This is a genomic window from Helcococcus sp. SA-HE-C1 (genome assembly GCF_985670335.1).
In genome coordinates, this window is record NZ_OZ484652.1 from 683,234 (window position 1) to 703,891 (window position 20,658).

At 27.1% G+C, this 20,658-nt stretch carries 11 protein-coding genes and 2 pseudogenes; 6 read left to right on the forward strand and 7 right to left on the reverse strand.

Going from position 1 to position 20,658, the window contains the following annotated elements:
- Positions 1-26: 26 nt before the first annotated feature.
- The 3 genes from AC4KN9_RS03635 (at position 27) to AC4KN9_RS03645 (ending at position 3,308) form a co-directional block, all read left to right on the forward strand.
- Positions 27-1,100 (forward strand): DnaJ domain-containing protein, encoded by a 1,074-nt coding sequence (locus AC4KN9_RS03635; RefSeq protein ID WP_491017294.1) that lies wholly within the window; start codon positions 27-29, stop codon positions 1,098-1,100.
- 263 nt (positions 1,101-1,363) lie between these two features.
- On the forward strand, positions 1,364-2,674 hold the full coding sequence (locus AC4KN9_RS03640; RefSeq protein WP_491017295.1) for a hypothetical protein: 1,311 nt from the start codon (positions 1,364-1,366) through the stop codon (positions 2,672-2,674).
- Between the two features lie 157 nt (positions 2,675-2,831).
- A complete protein-coding gene (locus tag AC4KN9_RS03645) occupies positions 2,832-3,308 on the forward strand; it encodes a hypothetical protein (RefSeq protein WP_491017296.1) in 477 nt (158 codons plus the stop codon).
- A gap of 303 nt (positions 3,309-3,611) precedes the next feature.
- Here AC4KN9_RS03645 and AC4KN9_RS03650 read toward each other — a convergent pair.
- Positions 3,612-4,781, reverse strand: a pseudogene (locus AC4KN9_RS03650) (IS256 family transposase).
- A gap of 767 nt (positions 4,782-5,548) precedes the next feature.
- Between AC4KN9_RS03650 and AC4KN9_RS03655 the strand changes: the two are divergent.
- The 3 genes from AC4KN9_RS03655 to fic all read left to right on the forward strand — a co-directional run bounded on the left by AC4KN9_RS03655 (position 5,549) and on the right by fic (position 11,675).
- The gene (locus AC4KN9_RS03655; RefSeq protein ID WP_491017297.1) at positions 5,549-5,830 is read left to right on the forward strand and encodes a hypothetical protein; all 282 of its coding nucleotides are present in this window, start codon (positions 5,549-5,551) and stop codon (positions 5,828-5,830) included.
- Positions 5,827-10,743 (forward strand): VaFE repeat-containing surface-anchored protein, encoded by a 4,917-nt coding sequence (locus AC4KN9_RS03660; protein WP_491017298.1) that lies wholly within the window; start codon positions 5,827-5,829, stop codon positions 10,741-10,743. The genes AC4KN9_RS03655 and AC4KN9_RS03660 overlap by 4 nt, the downstream gene beginning before the upstream one ends.
- Positions 10,744-11,072: 329 nt before the next feature.
- Complete coding sequence (gene fic, locus AC4KN9_RS03665) at positions 11,073-11,675, forward strand: protein adenylyltransferase Fic (RefSeq protein ID WP_491017299.1); 603 nt, start codon at positions 11,073-11,075, stop codon at positions 11,673-11,675.
- Positions 11,676-12,385: 710 nt separating this feature from the next.
- Here fic and AC4KN9_RS03670 read toward each other — a convergent pair.
- The 6 genes and pseudogenes from AC4KN9_RS03670 to pnp all read right to left on the reverse strand — a co-directional run bounded on the left by AC4KN9_RS03670 (position 12,386) and on the right by pnp (position 20,439).
- A complete protein-coding gene (locus AC4KN9_RS03670) occupies positions 12,386-12,634 on the reverse strand; it encodes a PTS sugar transporter subunit IIB (protein WP_491017300.1) in 249 nt (82 codons plus the stop codon).
- Positions 12,635-12,730: 96 nt separating this feature from the next.
- A complete protein-coding gene (gene rny, locus AC4KN9_RS03675; protein WP_491017301.1) occupies positions 12,731-14,293 on the reverse strand; it encodes a ribonuclease Y in 1,563 nt (520 codons plus the stop codon).
- A gap of 24 nt (positions 14,294-14,317) precedes the next feature.
- Complete coding sequence (gene recA / locus AC4KN9_RS03680; RefSeq protein WP_491017302.1) at positions 14,318-15,280, reverse strand: recombinase RecA; 963 nt, start codon at positions 15,278-15,280, stop codon at positions 14,318-14,320.
- A gap of 100 nt (positions 15,281-15,380) precedes the next feature.
- Positions 15,381-15,917 (reverse strand): CDP-diacylglycerol--glycerol-3-phosphate 3-phosphatidyltransferase, encoded by a 537-nt coding sequence (gene pgsA, locus AC4KN9_RS03685; RefSeq protein ID WP_491017931.1) that lies wholly within the window; start codon positions 15,915-15,917, stop codon positions 15,381-15,383.
- Complete coding sequence (locus tag AC4KN9_RS03690) at positions 15,901-18,156, reverse strand: FtsK/SpoIIIE family DNA translocase (RefSeq protein WP_491017303.1); 2,256 nt, start codon at positions 18,154-18,156, stop codon at positions 15,901-15,903. Before AC4KN9_RS03690 ends, pgsA begins: the two co-directional genes overlap by 17 nt.
- A gap of 197 nt (positions 18,157-18,353) precedes the next feature.
- Positions 18,354-20,439: pseudogene (gene pnp, locus AC4KN9_RS03695) on the reverse strand (polyribonucleotide nucleotidyltransferase).
- Between the last annotated feature and the right edge of the window lie 219 nt (positions 20,440-20,658).

Here is a 20,658-nt window from a genome sequence, read left to right on the forward strand (position 1 = left end):
ATGAACAAAATAAGAGGGTAGTATTTATGATAAGTCTTATAATCACATTTGGTATATTATTTATAATTTTATTTAGTGCTTTTATTACATTTTTTGAAATATCTATGTTTTTAATGTTAAATAAACACTTGATAGCACAATACATTCAAGCACCAACAATAATTCAAATAGGTGTGTATTTACTTTTAATTATTATTTATTTACTAATATTATTTTTAATAAAAAGAAAATGTAAGATATTATATTTAATATACACAAGTTTTATAGTATTTGGATTAACATCTTATTTAATATATGATTCATACAAACCTAAGGATAGGTTAAACTGGATAGTATTTATTCTTGCAGTAATCATATCTGGTATATTACTATATTTAATTAGATCTAAAGTAATTGTGGGATTAGCTGAAAGAATTTTTGATGATATTTTTGATAAAGATGATGATTTATGGTTTTTTGGATTATTTGAATTTAATGAATTAAACATATATTCTAAATTCATAAAAAAAGAATCATCTCACGAAAATAATTATGAAAAAACTAATCTTCCAAATATAATGGAATATATGCATGAGTGGAATAACATTGAAGAGATACCTAAAATAGTAATTATAGAAACAGGTACAAATACACATTACAAATTAAATAAATTAGAGCATAAATTCGGAAAAGAAAATCTAATTTCAGCAATAAGAAAAATAAATAAATCAAGTTTCTTAAAAGGGTATAAAACAAGTTTTATAATCACATTTGAATGGTTTTTAGAGGAAGATAATTTTGTAAAAGTATTGTCTGGTAGGTATACAGATAGAAGAAAGACATATAATAAATCTTATAATTCAAATTCTTCTAAAAATACTGAACAATCAAAAAATAATTCTTTAGAAGAAAAATATATAAGCTATTGTGAAATTTTAGGAGTAGATGTTGATTGTGAAGAAGCAGAGTTAAAAAGAAAGTATATGCAATTATCAAAAGTATATCACCCAGACCAAAACAAAAACGAAAATGCACAAAAGAAATTCGTAGAAATAACAACAGCATATGAATTTGTAAGAGATAATCAAGAAAAATATAAATTAAACAAAAATAGAAAGTAGTGGGAGATAAAAAAATTTAATCAGATAAAACTTGTAAGGATAGTGAATAGTGTTTTATAAGCCTTAAAAAGGGGCTATACGCTTTTTAAATATATTAGACATACAAAAACCTAGCCTATAAGATGTTAAAGGCATATAAGCCACTCTATGAGTTTTTAAGAGCTATTTAATTTGGTATATATAATAACCTATCATACTAAAATTTAATTTTTAATCATAGTTGAAATACCTAGAGAAAATAAAAATAAAGAAAGGGAAAATAAATGAAAAATAAAATAGCATTAACATTAATTCTAATACTAAGTATTTTACTTGTAGCTTGTAACGACAAAAAAGAAACCTTAAAAGAAACAGAAGCTGAAGCTACTGTAGAAACAAAATTAGAGAAAACTTCAAAAATAGAAATCACAACAACCCTAAAAAACTATGATATAAACAAATCAACAAATGTAATAGCAAAAATAACAGAAACAAAGGATAAAAAAGACCAATACACAGTAATGAATGTAACAAAAGGCAAAGAAAAAGACGAATATATAATCTCAAAAGATTTGTTAGAAAACAAAGAATATAATATAAACTTGATACCAACAATAAATGAAGACGGTTCAATAAATGAGATAAAAGAAAATTTCAAATTAAAAACAAATGGTAAAAAAATATTAGTAAATGCAAAATCAAAACATATAGAAAATGACAAAGTTACAAAAAAACAGCTAGAAAATATATTAGAACAAACAAAAGAAGCTCTAGAAAAAGGCGATAAAAGCTTAATAAAAACAAATGGTAAAAAAATATTAGAAAAAGTAACTGCAAATATGACAAAAATAGAAGTTGCTAAAAAAGAAAATATAAAGCCATTAGATACAAAAGTGATAAAAGAAACAAATAAAGAAACTGACAAAAAAGTAGAACAATCAAAAGAAAAAGAAACACAAGAAAAAACAGTTAAAAACAATACATCAGTATCTATACAACAAGAAGATACAAAAACTGTAGAAAAAAATAAGGCGACAAAGCCATCACCAAGTAAACCAAGTGAAACAAAACCAACTCAACCAAGTAAACCAAAAGAAACAAAAAAAGAAGTAGTTAGAACAACTGAAACACAGTCAATATCATTTGATACAATAGATAAATATGCTTATACAGGTGGAAAATCAAGAGTATATCAAGAAGGAAGAAGTGGAGAAAGAACTATTGTAAAAGAAGATGGTAAAGTAGTATCAAATACAGTTACAAGACAAGCACAAGATAAGATAATAGAAAGATATGTAAAAGTACAAAATGCAGAATATAAGACAGTAGAAAAAAAAGTAAATGATTTAGATAGACCAATATATAGAGAAAGGGGTAGGGCAAGATGGTTTGTTCATAATGGCTCGACTGGAGAAACAAAGTATTTTTATTCAGCTAAGGAAGCTAGTGATTATATGACTGATAATGAGATCTTAGGAAACTGGGGGACAGCAGAAACTGAAGTAGTTGTAACAGATAAAATCATTGGCTATAAAACTAAAATAGTAAAAGAAGAAGTTAAAGTATCAGATGAAGTATGGGAATGGAAACATTAATAAATTTTAGAAGATAACTTTTGTTCAAAATGAACAAAAGTTAGAAAAGAGATAGAGAGTTCTATCTCTTTTTTATTGAAAGAGAACTAAAATTATCGGTATTTTGTATATAAAAAATTTCAAATATGATAGAATTAGATTAAAGGGAAAGATAAATATGATAAATAAAGTATTAAAATATTTTTCTATTGAAGAAAAAGATAAAAAATTAATGTTAAAGTATAATAAAAAGCAAGAATATTATACTAAATTATCTGACGATAATATTAAATTAAAATATATTGAGTTGCAGTCTTTGTATGAATATAAAAATAACATTTTACGGCTAATAATGATTGTATTATTAGTAGGAATAATATCAGGTTTAACAACAAAAGTATTTAATCTAATATATTTTATATTAAACAAGGGACTTATTTTAACAGATAAAGAGTTATCTATAGGAATATTATATTTAACGATAATAATTTATGGCTTTATTTCAATTCTTGTTATATTTAGTCTAATTAGTTTTATAAAAGATATAAGCGAAATAAAGAAAGAAATATTATTAATTGAAAAAATACAAGATGAAAGAAGAAATAAATTTAATGATAAGAGAAATAAAAAAAGAACTTCAAGAAAACATTTTTAAATATAGTATTTGGATAATTTTTCTATTGCTAGAAATAATTTTCATTTTTTGCTTAAAGGATTATAATAAATATTTATTTAGTTTAATAGATTCAGGATTAGGTTATTATGGGGTCTGTAAATAATTTTGTGTATCAACCTAAATCCTGATATAAAAGGGTATGGGTTGATACATTTTTTGTATCAATAGATATTCATTTCTTAAGAAATGAAGCTTAACTTAATTTTACACATTATTAATACACTGTCAAATTTTGTTAAAAATTTGCAGATATTTTTTACTATTGCTTTCTATTTTTTTTTATTATATCCTCCCTTCAAAATATATTGATAATTGTGATAACACCTTATCCCAACCTCTTATTCTACTAGTCCACTTAGCTGAAGCATCTGCCATAGCTAGATAAAGACTTTTTTGTAATGCATAATCATTTGGAAATATTGCTTTATTTTTAGTTACTTTTCTTAACTGTCTATTAAAGTTTTCCATAGCATTTGTTGTGTATATCATCTTTCTAATATCTTCAGGATACTTAAAATATGTTGATAATTCAGCCCAATTATTTCTCCATGAAGATACACATGTAGGATATTTCTTACCCCACTTATCTTCAAATACATCTAAATTGGTTAGTGCTAAATCTTCTGTAGGTGCTTTGTATATTGACTTTAAGTCCTTCATCAACTCTCTAATATCTTTGTATGATACATATTTAGTAGAGTTTCTTATTTGATGTATTATACATTTTTGTATTTCTGCTTTTGGATAGACTGCTTCTATTGCTTGAGTAAATCCTGCTAGATTGTCTGTTGAGAAGATTAATACATCTTCTAGCCCACGTTCTTTTAATTGATTTAATACTAAAAGCCAATATTTACTTGATTCATTTTCTCCAACCCACATACCAAGTATTTCCTTAAAGCCTTCTAAATTGTATCCTAAAGCTATGTAAACAGCTTTTTTAACTACAATATTATTTTCTCTAACATGATAGTGGATTGCATCTAAAAACACCATTGGATAGACTTTATCTAGTGGTCTGTTTTACCACTCTTCTATTGTTGGAAGTATCTTGTTAGTTATTTTACTTACCATAGTTTCTGATAATCCAAAACCATAAATTTCTTTAATATGAGCTGATATGTCTCTAGTAGTCATACCTTTTGCATACATTGATATTATTTGATTCTCTATATTTGATATGTCTTTTTCATATTTTTTAAGTACTTGTGGTTCAAATGAAGCATATCTATCTCTTGGAATATTAAGATCTATATTTCCATATGAAGATTTAACAGTCTTTTTACTTGATCCATTTCTAGTGTTTAGTGATAGTGGAACTTGTCCATATTCATAGTCTAGATGCTCATCAAGTTCAGATTTAAGCATTTGTTCCATTGCATCACCTAAAAGGTCTTTAAGTGCATTTTGTAAATCCTGAGCAGTTTCTGGTTGATATTCTTCTAGTAACATTTTAGTTATTTTATTTAGTCTTGTTTCTGGTCTTTTTCTTGGCATAAAAATTCCTCCTAATTAGTTTTTCTTTACCCTAATCAGGAGGTTTCTATACACAAAATTTTACACAGTCTCTTATTATGAAATATTTCTCAGTAATTTATATGATATACTTTTATTTTTCGTTTTTACATTAATGATTTTATTTATATCGTTTTACTTTTTTATTATAAAAATATTGAAAAGATTGTTTTCTAACTTTTCAATATTAAATGAAGAAGTTTTTTTATTATTAATTTTTGTTGTTGTAAATATTTTTTTATCACTAATATTAATAAAATTAATATATATTCCCATAGTTAGAATGATATTATATGGTGCAATTTCCGTATTTGCAATAATATCTATTAGTAAATCATAATAAAATATAACTTTAGTTTAAAATGAACAGAAGTTAGAAAGAGAGAGAAGTAAAATTCTCTCTTTTTTACGTTTTAAAGGGAGATGGTATGAAACTAAAAGGTGTAGAAGAAAAAGGACATAGGGAATAGATAAGCTCAAAATATTAAATAATTGTAACAAATATTGAGAGTATAAAACAAAAAAAATTTAATATAATAAATTTGGTGAGAGAAAAAATAAAAATTTTCTCTCTTTTTTTGTTTAAAAAAATAAAAGAAAGGGGGTGTTTAAATAAAAAAAATTAAAAGTTATCATATCAAAATTTAATTTTTAATCATGGTTGAAACACCTAAAGAAACTAAAACAAAACAAAGGAAGGAAAAATGAAGATAAAAATAAAAAAAATATCAAGTGTATTAATGGCTTTTTTAATACTAATTGGAAATGTAAGCGGGATATTTACAACTCACGTATCAAACGCAGCAAGTCTTTATGTAATTGAAGATTTTAGGGGAAATGAAACCAGTTATACTGGTAAAGTAATATATACTCCTAGATCTCCAAATGGTCTATCAAATATTGTTCGTAAAGGACAAGTTGAGAGTACACAAGACTTTAAGTTTGCAAGTGGGGGACATATAACGATATTGTATTTAATGACGTGATATGTATTGAAGCAGGTACAAACTTAGCAAAGGTAAAAAATGATAGAAATGATAAACTTTCAACTAGGTCTAACTATTCTAGAGATTATCCCATAACAAATAAAAAATTGTTATCAGCATTTGCTTGGGCAAAAAATGAGAATTTAGGAAAACACGCTATTCAAGCCTTAACTTGGCATGTATTAGGTCAAATAAGCTACAAAGGCTATTTATTTGAATCAATTGCAAATAAATTTGATAATGAATATAAAGCAAACCCTAATTCATATAAATTTAAGGGTGCTACAGGATATGTATATACAGATTCAAAATATGATGGGCAAAAAATGGCAAGATTTGATTTTACACCAGTTCCAAATGAAATAGAATTTAGAATTAAAAAAGAATCATCAAAACCAAACTATACATTAAATAATCCAAACTACTCTCTAGAAGGAGCAGAATATGGACTTTATGCAAATGAAGAGAATGCAACAGAAGATCAAGATAGAATTGGAACATTTACAACAAATGCAATTGGTGAAACAAACTCAATAACCTTAGAAAAAGGAATCTATTACATTAGAGAACAAAAAGCACCAAAGGGATATAAGCTAGATAGAGAATCAGGTGAAAATGAAGATGGTATTATAAAAATTGAAGTAGTAGATGAACCAGTAACATTTACTGTAAAAGATGAACCAAAGACAGACCCATTATCATTAATGCTTAAAAAGACAGACGAAAATGGTAAAGGTATAGCTAATGCAGTATTTGAAATTAAGTATTATCAAGAATTAACAGATAATGTAGAAGGTTTAACACCAAAATATACATGGAAATTTAAGACAAATGATAATGGATTTTTACAATTTAAAGATCAATTTAAGATAGGTGGAGATGAAATTCCAAAAGATGAAAATGGTGTAGAAGCAGGATTTATAGGAACATATACAATACAAGAAACCAAAGCACCAAAAGGATATAAATTAGATGATACCCTTTATATAAAACAATTAAGAGAAGGTACTCGACTTGATGAACAATTAGTATTTAATGCACCAACTCATGAAAATAAATCCCAATTAATGAATTTTACACTTAAAAAAGAAGATGTAGTTACAACTTCATCACAAGGAAATGCAACGCTTGAAGGGGCAAAATATAAAGTAGTTTTAGTTGAATCTAAATATACTGATATAAAAGCAGGAACTATTGTAAAAGAAGTAGTTACAAATAAAGATGGTGTAGTAAGTGTTAAAGACTTGCCACTTGGAGTGTATGATGTAGTTGAAGTTGAAAATTCATTAGGATATACACTAAACCCAGTTGCAGTAAGAGTAGAAGGGGTAGAAGATAATTTAGGTGGAGAATATACAACTAAAGTAACTCAAACTACAACAAACTCAAAGACATTAATTGATATGTTAAATTCAAAAATTGATGAATTAAATATATTAAATAAAGCAAATGCAAATGGTGATGATTATAGAAAAATTGAAAATGTAAAAGATAAAGAATTTAATCAAATAACAAGTGAAAATCCAACAGTTATTACAAATGAATTAGTTGAAATGGGAAGAATATCTGTAACTAAACACCAAGATGGAGAAAATGGAAAAGATAATTCTTCACAATCTGGTGGAAGAATACCAGAAGAAGGTATCAGATTTGATATATACAACTTAAATGATGAAAAAGTAGATAGTTTTGTAACAGATAAATTTGGTAGAGGAACAAGTAAATGGTTACCAAAGGGAATATATATAGTAAAACAAGCAAGTAGAAATCATGGCTTTATAAATATAGAACCATTTAAGGTAGAAATAAAAGGTGATTGGACTGAATACCAATACAATTTAGAAAACTACGCTAATGAAAAATGGTTACAAATATTCAAAAAAGATGAAGAAACTGGAAATACAATTCCACAAGCTGGAGTTAAGTTTGAACTATACAAAGCAAATGAAGATGGAAGTAAGGGCGAAAAAGTAGTACAAACATTAAGATACCAAGAAACAAAAGAAATTTCAGAATTTGAAACAAATGATAAAGGTATGGTTCAACTACCTGAAAAAATACAAGTAGGAAAATACATTTTAGAAGAAATAAAAGCACCAAAAGGCTATTATTTAAATCAACAAGGAGAAGCATTACAATTTAAAATAGAAGATGATGGAGATAAACCAGCACAACTAACAAAGATATTTGTAATTGAAAAAAGAAATACCCCACAAAAGGGTAGATTAACACTTGAAAAAACAGCACCAATATTAAAAGGATTTAGTGTAAAAGATGGTGTTACAAAATTAGAATTTAAGGATGGATATTTAGAAGGTACTAAGTGGGAATTAAGAGCCAAAGAAGATATTATATCAGGCGATAAAGTTACAATCCTTCATAAAAAAGGAGAATTAGTAGATACAATAACTACTAATTCAGAAACATCAATAACAAGTAAAGAAGTTCCACTTGGAAAATACACACTTAAAGAAATAAGTGTACCAGATAAATATGTATTAGATACAAGAGAGTATGATATAGAATTTACTCCCCAATCACAAAATGTAAGAGTACATTCTGTAACAGAAATGAAATTCAATGAAAGAAAGAATATCGAATTTGAATTTACAAAGAAATTTGAAAATGATCCATACTTTACAACTAATCCAAAAGCTGAATTTGGTATTTTCTTAAAAGAAGATTACAAAGAAAATGGTGTAACAATTCCAAAAGATTCAATGCTTGATAAAGTAGAAGTTGAAGCAAAAGAATTAAATGGAGAAAAGAAGGTTGAAAAACCAGTATATGAAATAGTTGAATCTGAATTTATTGAAACAAAAGTAGATAATAAAGATAAACCAATTATTGAAAAAGTAGAAAATATAATATTTAAGCTAACTTATACAATTCCAAGCACAAAAGAAGTGGTATCACAAGAATATGATACAAAAGAAAAAGGACATGAAGCACTAGAAGAAGCAGTTGATAGATTAAAAGAAGATATTAAAGATTACAAAATAGAAAAACTTGTATCACAAGAAAATATTGTTAAAGGATATGAACAAAAAACAACGAAAGAATTAGCTGAAGTATTTAAGTTTAATGAAGAAGCTAAAGCTAAAGAAAAAATTGAAGAAATTGAATCTAAAGGGAATATATCAAAATTAGAAGTTATAAAAACAAAGGTTCAAGAAAAGGTACAAGTAGGAGTAGAAGAAACTAAGGAAGCTGAATATGTAATTAAAGGAAAATTCAATAGTTTACCTATTGATGGTAAATTCTACATTAAAGAATTATCAGTTGATGGAAAATATGTATTAGATAATAAGAAACATGAAACAGGGTTTAAGTTTGAAGATACAAAAGAAAAAGAAAATAAAGTTGAAGCAGCTGAAATAGAAAATGAACTACAAAAAGTATCAGTAGTAATTGTTAAAACAGAAATGGGATCTAACAAAGAAATTCCAGTTGTTGGAGCAAAATATAAATTAGTTGCAGTAGATGAAATTAAAGGAAAAACAGAAGTTGGAGAATATATAACTGATAAATTAGGTAAGATTGTAGTTAAAGGATTGCCAAAAGGAAAATACTACTTAGAAGAAGTAAAAGCACCAAAAGGCTATATCAAAGATGATAAAAATATAGATCTTAATTTATCAAACAAAAATCATGGTGATGTAGTAGAAGTAGAACATGAAAATGAAAAAATTCCTGAAATTAGAACAACAGCAGTAGATAACGAAACAGGTAGAAAGACTGTAAATCCAATCAATATAATTCAAATTAAAGACATTGTAAAATATAAAGATTTTATTATTGGAAAAGAATACAATGTTAAAGGTGTATTAATGGACAAGGAAACTAATAAACCAATTCTTGATAAAAATGGTAAAGAAGTTAGAGCAGAAAAAACATTTATTCCTAAAACAAGAAATGGTGAAGTTGAATTAATTTTTACAATAAATGCTGATATTTTAAGAGGAAAAACAATAGTAGTATTTGAAGATTTATATAGAGAAGGTAGATTATTATATTCTCATGCAGATATAAATGATGAAGATCAAACTGTTAAAGTAAAGAATCCTAAAATCAAGACTACATTTGCTGAAATAAAATCAGGTAAAAAAGTATTTGATCCAGTAGGAGTAGTAAAATTAGTTGATAAAGTTTACTATGAAAATTTAGTAATAGGAAATGAATATGTTGCTAAATTAAAAGTAATGGATAAAGAAATTAACAAGCCTTTATTAATAAATGGAAAAGAAGTAGTAGTCGAAACAAGATTTATAGCAGAAAAAGAAACTGGAGTAGTTGAAGTAACAGTTGAAATTGATTTAAGTCAAGTAAGAGGAAAAGATTTAGTTGCATTTGAAAAATTACTTTACAATGGAGAAGTAATAGCAAGTCATGAAGATATAAATGATGAAAGTCAAACTATCAAAGTAACTGATCCAAAGGGAAAAACCTATGCAGAATGGGAAAATGGAACAAAAGAAGTAGAAGAAGGAAAGACATATAAATTAATAGATAGATTTGACTATAAAGATTTAATAGTAGGAAAAGAATACAAATTAATTGGATATGTAGTATTAAAAGAAAATGGAAAAACAATGACAGAAAAGAAAGAAGTAAGGTTCATGCCACAATCACAAAATGGATCAGTAAATATTGAATTTGAAATTGATACAAAGGGATTAGATGGAAAAGAACTTGTAGTATTTGAAGAAGTACATGATTTAGAAGGAAATTTATTAATAGATCATAAAGATATTAATGATAAAGGACAAACAGTTAAAGTATTACCAGTTCCAGATACACCTTATAATCCAAATACAGGAGATACAGGAATATTTGCAGTAATATCAACACTTGTAATTTCAGTAGTAGCTTTATATTTTGTAACAAAAAAACAAAGACAAATTAATAGATAATAACTTATGTTCAAAACGAACATAAGTTAGAAAGAAGTAATTTATGAAATAGATGATATAAAAGTATATGGTGGATTTTCTTATGGTATAAAATCTATCGATCATAATATATTAAAAGATAAATATATTGATTGGGAATAAATACTATCTTTTGAAACTGTTATTGTACCAAAAAATCAAACGTATATAAGTAATGAAAAAATTGATCATTATAAAAATTTAGGATTTAATCAATTACCACTTGATAATAATTATATTATCAAGAAAATAAATAGAGAAGAATTTGAATTAGAAAGATAGAACATGATATTATAATAATAAAGTTATATATGATAAAAAATAACAAGAAAGGGCATTACAATATGGTTGATGAAGAATTAAAAAGCAAAAAAAGAGCATTAGAATTATGGGATAAAAAACTTATTGATAAATTTGAAGTAGGAACATATAAAGGATTACAACAAATCCATTATTATCTTTTCCAAGATGTTTTTGATTTTGCTGGGCAAACAAGAACTGTTAATTTGGCAAAAGGTAATTTTAGATTTGCACCTTTACTATTTTTAGAAAATAATTTATCAACCATAGAAAAAATGCCAGAAGATAGTTTTGATAATATTATTAGTAAATACGCTGAAATGAATATAGCACATCCTTTTAAAGAAGGGAATGGAAGATCAACAAGAATTTGGTTAGATTTAATTCTTAAAAAAAATTTAGAAAAATGTATTGATTGGTCTTTAGTAGATAAAAATGATTATTTAAGTGCGATGGAAAGATCACCGGTAAATACTTTAGAAATTAAATATCTTCTTAAAAATGCATTAACTGATAAAATTCATGATAGACAAGTTTATATGCGTGGTATACAACAATCATATATATATGAAAATCAAAAAAGATATGATATAACTAAAATAGAAAAACAGTAGAATTAAAAAAATATACTAGACTTAGGATATTCAAGGCATTGGAGTATTGCAAAGAAAACTAAAATAAAATTACCAGTAAAAAGTGATAATTCTCAAGATTGGGAATACATGAAAAGATATATAGAAAACTTAAAATTAAAATGTAATATAGCAAACTATAATATTTAAACAAAGGACGATTAGAAATAAAAATCTAGTCGTTTTTTATTTTAAGAAAGAACATATTATGAAAAGTAAAAAATTAAGTATTGAAGAACAGATTGAAAAGAAAGAAGGAAGCATTAAATAATTACAAAATCAAAAAAGACAATTGAAAAAAAACTTAATGAACAAGAAAGAAAATCAAGAAATAAAAGACCAATAGAAAAAGGGGCAGTGTTTGAAAATGTTTTTGAGGAATAAAATTATTAATGATATAGAAAAATTTGTACTAGGACAAATTAAAATCGAATTAGATGATAAATATATTTTGTCGCAAAATGATAATTTTGTGACAAAATGTGTATAACAAATAAAATCATTATTTTTTAGTAAAATATTTTATATAGACGATATTAATGTAAAATAAAATAACAAATTATATCAAATTAATCTTACAATAACTTTTTTTCATCAAAACCAAAAAAACAACGCTTTAATTTGAATTATAAGCGCTGTTTTTTTGGTTAGACATATAATTATATACTTAACTTATTATATTGTTTTTACAATTACAATTTTGCTATTTCTGAAAATTCACTATAGAAATCTTCAACTTGGTCTCCAATAATTACTTGAAATTTACCATCTTGAAAAAATGTTCCTTTCACGGATGAAATTTTTTCAATACTTTTTGAATCAACTTTATTCATATCCTTTAATACAAATCTCATTCTAGTAACACAATAAGTTGCCAATTCTATATTTTCCTTACCACCAATAAATTCTAATAATTTTTTTGCTTCATTATATTTTCCCATATTTTCCTCCAAATATTTTAATTAAAATCATTGTTATTAGTATAGTATTTATAAAATTAAAAGTTAGATATCCCTAAATATCTAACCTTAATTTATTTATTTAGCATAAGAGATAGATTTAGTTTCTCTAATAGTATGCACTTTAATTTTTCCAGGATATTCCAGTTCTGATTCAATTTGTCTAGCAATTTCATCAGATAATAACGTTAATTTATCATCAGAAATATTTTCTGGATTTACCATTATTCTCAATTCTCTACCAGCCTGGATTGCATAAGCTTTCTTGATTCCATCATAAGAATTTGCAATATTTTCAAGATTCGTTAACCTTTGAATGTATGCTTCTAATGCTTCTCTTCTTGCTCCAGGTCTTGAAGCGGAAATGGCATCTGCAGATTGAACTATCATTGCTTCTAAAGTATTAAATGGTACATCAAAATGATGTGCTTCAATACAATTTACTATATCTTCCTTTACTTTATATCTTCTTGCTAAATTCACACCAATTTCGACATGAGTTCCTTCAATTTCATGATCCAAAGCTTTACCAATATCATGTAAAAGTCCACCACGTCTAGCTATTCTGTCATTCAATCCTAATTCTTTTGCTAACATACCTGCAATATTAGCGACTTCAACAGAGTGCCACAACATATTTTGTCCATATGAAGTTCTAAAGTTTAATTTACCTAAAACTTTAACTAATTCAGGATGCAATCCATGTACTCTTGCTTTTTCACAAGCTTCTTCACCCAATTCTTTTATCCTTATATCAATTTCTTCTTGAGCTTTTTCATACATTTCTTCTATTCTAGCTGGATGAATCCTTCCATCTAGCATAAGTTTCTCAAGTGTTATTTTAGCAATTTCTCTTCTACGAGGATCATAACATGATAAAACTATTGCTTCTGGCGTATCGTCTATAATTAAATCTACACCGGTAAGTAATTCAAAGGCTTTGATATTTCTACCCTCTTTACCAATTATTCGTCCCTTCATATCATCGCTTGGCAATTCTACTACAGTGACTGATGTCTCAGTTACAATATCAGATGCATACCTTTGTATGGCTGTAGTAATCACTTCTCTTGAAATTTTATTTTGATCTTCTCTAATTCGAGCCTCATACTCTCGTAAGATTAAAGCTCGCTGATGTTCAGCATCTTCATTTGCCTTTTGAAGAATTATATCTTTAGCTTCTTCATTAGTTAAAGATGCGATTTTTTCAAGTTCTAGAGATTGTTGTTCAATAACTTCATCTACTATAGCAAGTCTTTCAGCAACTTCATTTTCTTTTTTTTCTATATCTTTTAATTTGTTATTAATTTTTTCGTTTTTCTTATCTAATTTATCAATTTTTTTATCAAGATTATCTTCTTTTTTCACTAACCTTTGTTCGTGTTTGTTTAATTCGTTACGTCTATTCTTTTCTTCATTTTCTATATTTTGTTTCAATTTATAGATTTCTTCTTTAGCTGTCAGTATAGCCTCTTTTTTTGCTGTTTCAGCATCCATATTTGCTTCTTCAATAATTCTTCTTGAAATATTTTCGGCAGAATTAATCCTCTTTTTATCAGCATTGGATTTAACAACTGAAACAACAATATAACCAATAGCAACTCCCACTAATAAGGCTAGTGCAATGTATAACATATCCATTTTACACTCCTTATTATCTGGTTATTAATTCTGTTCTTCTTCGCTTTCTTCAGCATCAGAATTATTAGAATTATTAACTTTTATTTTTTCTCTAATCTTTTTCTCAATTTCATCATAAATATTCTGATTATTTGTTAAATATTCTTTAACATTTTCTCTACCTTGACCTAATCTTTCATCTCCATAACTGTACCAGTATCCAGCTTTATCTATAATACCCATTTCAACGCCTGTGTCTAGCATAGTACCAACTTTTGATATACCTGTTCCATACATTATATCAAATGTTGCTACCTTAAATGGTGGTGCTACCTTATTTTTAACAATTCTTACTTGAGTGCTATTTCCAATTACATCATCACCATTTTTGATTTGCTCTTTTCTTCTTATATCTAATCTGACACTTGAGTAAAATTTTAATGCTATACCACCAGTTGTTGTTTCTGGATTACCAAACATTACACCAATTTTTTGTCGTAATTGATTCAAAAAAATTACGGTACAATTAGATTTTGCAATTGCACTTGTTAATTTTCTCATAGCTTGTGACATTAGTCTTGCTAATAGACCAACGTGACTATCCCCCATATCACCTTCAATTTCTGCTCTAGGAACTAATGCAGCAACAGAGTCAACAACGATTATATCTACAGCATTTGATCTAACAAGTGACTCAGTTATAGCTAAAGCTTGTTCACCTGTATCAGGTTGTGATAATACGAGATTTTGTACATCAACACCTAAATTTTTTGCATAATTCACATCAAGTGCATGTTCTGCGTCTATAAATGCAGCTATACCTCCTATTTTTTGAGCTTCGGCAACACAATGTAAAGATAGGGTTGTTTTACCTGATGATTCAGGACCATAAATCTCTACAATTCTACCCCTTGGTATTCCACCTATACCTAATGCTATATCAAGGTTTATTGCACCTGTTGGGATAGCATCAATATCATTTCTTCTTTTATTTTCTCCAAGAACCATTATTGAACCTTTTCCATATGCTTTTTCTATATGAGATAATGTTCAATCTAATGCCTTTTTCTTGTCTTTATCTAATTCTTTATTACTAATAATACACCTCCTATATATTCTCTAAATCCAAAATTTTTATACTTTTTACTAAATAGTCATAACCAGATAATAGCGTTAAGAATATAGAAATGTATAATAAAACATCTAAAACTAATTTGTTTATTGAAAATACACCACTGATTAAAAATATTATAATTGTAATCATTTGACTAATTGTTTTTAATTTTCCATATATTGATGCAGAAATAGTAACACTATTGGATGCTGCTAAAATTCTTAAACCGTCAATTAATAATTCTCTAAAAATCATTACTATAACAGTCCAAGATGGAATCATTCCACTACCAGCCAATAAAATAAATCCAGATTGTGTCAATACTTTATCAACTAATGGATCCATAAATTTTCCAAATGTTGTGACTAAATTTCTTGATCTCGCTAAATATCCATCAAGAAAATCTGTTGCAGAAATCAATGAAAATACTATTGCAGTAGTTAGATTAACAACACCGAAATAGTTATAGATAATCACAAAAATTGGAACCATCAAAAGTCTCACCATTGTTAATTTATTTGCTATATTCATCTTCAGCATTTATTTCCTCATCTTCATTATTATAAATTTCGTTTAAATTTTTTAATACATTTCTTGGCTTACTTCCGTCTTGTTCACTTACTATTCCCCTTAAGGTCATTTGATCAATTATTCTGCCAGCTCTTGCATATCCGACTCTAAATCTTCTCTGTATAGCAGAGATAGATGCTTGATTTTCATTTATTACAAATTCAACAGCTTCATCAAATAATTCATCAACTTCTTCCATTGGATCTACTGGTTTTACTTGTTTTTCAATTTCTTCATTAAAACTACTTTCTACCTTAATAGTTTCATTTTTATCTTTAATAAATTCTAGCACTCTTTCAACTTCTTTATCTGTAACAAATGCTCCTTGTGCACGTCTAGGTTTTGGTAATGAACTTGGATAATAAAGCATATCTCCCTTACCTAATAACTTTTCCGCACCTGAAACATCTATAATTGTTCTGGAATCTACATTAGAAGCAACCTGGAATGCAATCCTAGATGGAATATTTGCCTTGATAACACCTGTAATAACATTTACACTAGGTCTTTGTGTAGCTATTATTAAGTGAACACCACTTGCTCTACCCATTTGGGCTAAACGTGTTATATAATGCTCTACATCTTTTGAAGCTTCCATCATCAAATCAGAAAGTTCATCGATAATCACAACCAAATAAGGCATTTTTTCCAGATCATTGTCATCTTCTTCAACTTTTGCATTATAAGCTTTGATATCTCTGCAGCCATTTTTAGAGAAAGTTTCAAATCTAGATGTCATTTCCTTTACCGCTTCATGTAAAGAGGCTGTTGCTTCAGTAGCTTTTGTTACTACTTTTCTTCCCTTTAAGTGTGGTATTTCTGAGTAAATCTTTAATTCAACCATTTTAGGATCGATCATAATAAACTCTACTTCACTTGGAGAATATTTATATATAATACTCATAATAATGATATTCATAAGCACAGATTTACCTGAACCGGTAGCTCCAGCAATCAATAAATGCGGCATGGCATTAATATTTGCATATATAGGATTTCCAAATAAATCCTTACCAATAGCGACCTTAATATCATCATCCTCTTTTATAAATTCTTCAGTAGAAACTAAAGATTTAAAAGTTACTATATCTTTATTAATGTTTGGAACTTCAATCCCTACATAAGGTTTACCTGGGATTGGAGCTTCTATTCTAATACCAGGAGAAGCAAGGGCCATAGATAAATTGTTTGATAAATTGACTATCTTACTTACCTTAATACCAGATTGTGGTTTTACCTCATATGAGGTAACTGTAGGACCATTATTTATGTTTACAATCTCAGATGAAATACCAAAACTATTAAGAGTTTCAACTATTGTATTTGCATTTTTTAGCAATAAACTTTCATCATCACCTGATGATTCATCTATATCATTTAATAAATCTAAAGGTGGTTTTGAATATTGATAATTGTCATCATAAACAATTCCTATTTGATTAAAATCAATACCTGTATTCGTAGATTTTAAATCATTAAAATTATTGTAATATGAAATTTTAGGTTCCAATTTTTCATTGTTCGTCTCAATATCATATATACTTTTACTTTCATTTTTATCTATAGTAAGATCTGTCTTAGTATTTATTTTTTTATTCTTCTCATCTACTTTATTATTCCCGTTATTTGTATGATTTTTTTTACTAAAAATATTAGAAATAAAACTCTGAAATAATTTAGAAAAATTTTTAAAAAATTCAATTATAGATTTATCAAAAAAATAGAAATATGAAACAAATACTATCACTATAGATAATATATAAAGTCCAATATCAGCTATAAGTTTATTTATTAAAAAATAAATACTACTGAAGATAACACCTCCTCCAGTATACATGATAGCCTGATTGAATGAGTCATTAACAACATTGCTAAATGTATCTACTTTTATATAAAAACTTGCTAATAAAATGGAAAGATTTATAAGTAATAAAAATCCTATAAAAATTTTCTTTTTATTTTTTTCAATGAAGTCTTTATTTAATAAAGCAAAAAATAGAAATATTGCAAAAATTGGATAGATATAAGCTGTCAATCCAAAAAGTATAAAAATGCCTTTACTTAAATATTCGCCAATAAATCCCATACTACTTTTAAAAATAATAGTAGATACTAAAAAGACAAATACTATTAAAGCAATAAATATTTTAGTTAGTATATTATCGTTTTTCTTTTTAATATTTTTTCTTTTTCTTGCCATATATCCTCCAATAACTCAATTATAATTATAACACATATTAGCGAATTTTTGTAATTAAAGTATAGATAGTAAAAAATATTTTCTATACAAAAATCTCATTTAAATCATAAAAAATAAATAACTTTAAGATTTTATAATAAAATATTTTATATTCTTTAAATAAAAAATTCACTATATTTTTATAGTGAATTTTTATATTATATGTCTTGTTTAGCTAGACTGATTCTTCCTCTGTCGTCAATTTCTAGAACTTTTACTAAAATTTCATCCCCTTCTTTAACCACGTCTTCAACTTTGTCAATTCTCTTTTTAGATAGCTTTGAAATATGAACAAGACCTTCTGAATTTGTTCCAAATGAAACGAAGCATCCAAAATTCATAATTTTTATTACCTTACCTAGATATACATCACCTATTTCAGGTTCTTCGACTATTCCTTCTATAATTTCGATTGCTCTTTTACCATTAATAGCATCTGGAGCGGTGACGGTTATAAGTCCTTCATCAGTAATGTCAATTTTAACACCTGTTTCATCAATAATTTTATTTATAGTCTTACCACCAAATCCAATAACTTCCCTTACCTTCTCAGGCTTAATTTGAATAGTAAATATTCTTGGTGCGTTTGGTGCGACATCATCTTCTAGGTTTTTCAATAGTTTTATGCATCACGTCAAGAATTCTAATTCTTGCATCTTTAGCATCAGACAAAGCTTCTTTTAATATTTCTCTATTAATCCCATCAATTTTAATATCCATTTGCAATGCAGTTATACCATCTCTTGTACCAGCAACCTTGAAGTCCATATCACCTAAATGATCTTCCATACCTTGAATATCTGTTAGTATAGAGAAATCATTTCCTTCTTTTATCAATCCCATTGCTATACCGGCAACTGGAGCCTTTATTGGCACACCAGCATCCATCATGGATAATGTTGAACCACAAACTGAAGCCATAGATGAAGAACCATTTGACTCTAAAACTTCTGATACTAGTCGAATCACATATGGAAAATCTTCTTTTGAAGGTAATACTGGTTCTAATGCCCTTTCTGCAAGTCTACCATGTCCAATTTCTCTCCTACCTGGTGCTCTCATTCTACTTATTTCACCAACGGAAAAACCAGGAAAGTTATAGTGATGTATATATCCCTTTTTCACTTCTTCATCAGTCAAGCCATCAATGTATTGAACATCTCCAGGAGAACCCAATGTAGCGATATTTAACACTTGAGTCTGACCTCTTGTAAATAAACCTGAACCATGCACCTTAGGTACTAAAGCAACTTCTGCAGATAGTTGTCTTATTTCATGCATCTTCCTGCCATCTGGTCTAATCTTGTCAATGGAAATTAATTTTCGAACTATCTCTTTTTTTAGATCTTCAAAAATACAATTAACTTCCTTAATTTTTTCAACATAATCTTCGTCTTCTTCATTAGTAAATTCAGTTAAAATTTCATCTCCAACACGTTGAATATCTTTATCTCTAGTTTCTTTTTCGTGTGATTGGAGTGCTTCCTTGATTTTTTCATAATACTTATCGGAAATTGATGATTTTAACTCGATATTTACATTTTCATTGACGAATTCTTGTTTTACAACATTATTATCATTAATTATTTCTTGAATAAAATCACATATTTTTTTTATTTCTTCATGTCCAAATAATATTGCATCTAGCATTTCATCTTCTGTAAGTTCTTTAGCACCTGCTTCAACCATCATAATCGCATCTTTCGTACCAGATAATGTTAACTCTAATTCATTTCTTTCCTTTTGTTTTTGATTAGGGTTTATTACGTACTTACCATCAATGTATCCAACTGAAACAGAACCGGTTGGCCCATTAAATGGTATATCTGAAAGTCCTAAAACTATAGATGATCCTATCATACCTAATATACCAACATCATAATTTTCATCTGCTGATAAAACAGTAGCCATGATTTGAACATCATTTTTATAACCCTCTGGAAAAAGAGGTCTAAGTGGTCTATCCATCATTCTAGCATTAAGTGTTGCTTCATCTGATGGTTTCCCTTCTCTTTTTATATATCCTCCAGGAATTCTACCTACTGCATACATTTTTTCCTGAAATTCACAAGATAGTGGAAAAAAACTAATTCCTTCTCTTGGTTCTTTAGATCCTACCACTGTAACAAGTAGCATGGAATCTCCAGCTTTAATAGTACATGAAGCACTAGCCTGTTTTGCCATTCTACCAATTTCAACTTCAAATTCAGTAAAATTAGATTTGTATTTATAATTTTTTATCATTTGTTCTCCTATATAGCACCTGCTATAATATTTTATTTTCCATTTACTTATTTTCTTTATAATATAATATCATATAAAAAGATTTAGGTAAATGACATAAAAACAATAAAGTATCTATTATAAACTCTGATTTTATTTATAACTAATATCAATGTTTGTATAATCAAAACTACCAGCTTAGCTGGTAGTTTGCACAGCGCCTATTGGGGGGCTCCGAGT

Bases quoted from the DNA above. Each gene is read 5' to 3' on its own strand.
- pgsA (WP_491017931.1), bottom strand. From the start codon at position 15,917: ATGAATATAGCAAATAAATTAACAATGGTGAGACTTTTGATGGTTCCA.
- AC4KN9_RS03670 (WP_491017300.1), bottom strand. From the start codon at position 12,634: ATGGGAAAATATAATGAAGCAAAAAAATTATTAGAATTTATTGGTGGT.
- AC4KN9_RS03645 (WP_491017296.1), top strand. From the start codon at position 2,832: ATGATAAATAAAGTATTAAAATATTTTTCTATTGAAGAAAAAGATAAA.
- rny (WP_491017301.1), bottom strand. From the start codon at position 14,293: ATGGATATGTTATACATTGCACTAGCCTTATTAGTGGGAGTTGCTATT.
- AC4KN9_RS03690 (WP_491017303.1), bottom strand. From the start codon at position 18,156: ATGGCAAGAAAAAGAAAAAATATTAAAAAGAAAAACGATAATATACTA.
- AC4KN9_RS03655 (WP_491017297.1), top strand. From the start codon at position 5,549: ATGAAGATAAAAATAAAAAAAATATCAAGTGTATTAATGGCTTTTTTA.
- recA (WP_491017302.1), bottom strand. From the start codon at position 15,280: ATGGTTCTTGGAGAAAATAAAAGAAGAAATGATATTGATGCTATCCCA.
- AC4KN9_RS03635 (WP_491017294.1), top strand. From the start codon at position 27: ATGATAAGTCTTATAATCACATTTGGTATATTATTTATAATTTTATTT.
- AC4KN9_RS03640 (WP_491017295.1), top strand. From the start codon at position 1,364: ATGAAAAATAAAATAGCATTAACATTAATTCTAATACTAAGTATTTTA.
- fic (WP_491017299.1), top strand. From the start codon at position 11,073: ATGATAAAAAATAACAAGAAAGGGCATTACAATATGGTTGATGAAGAA.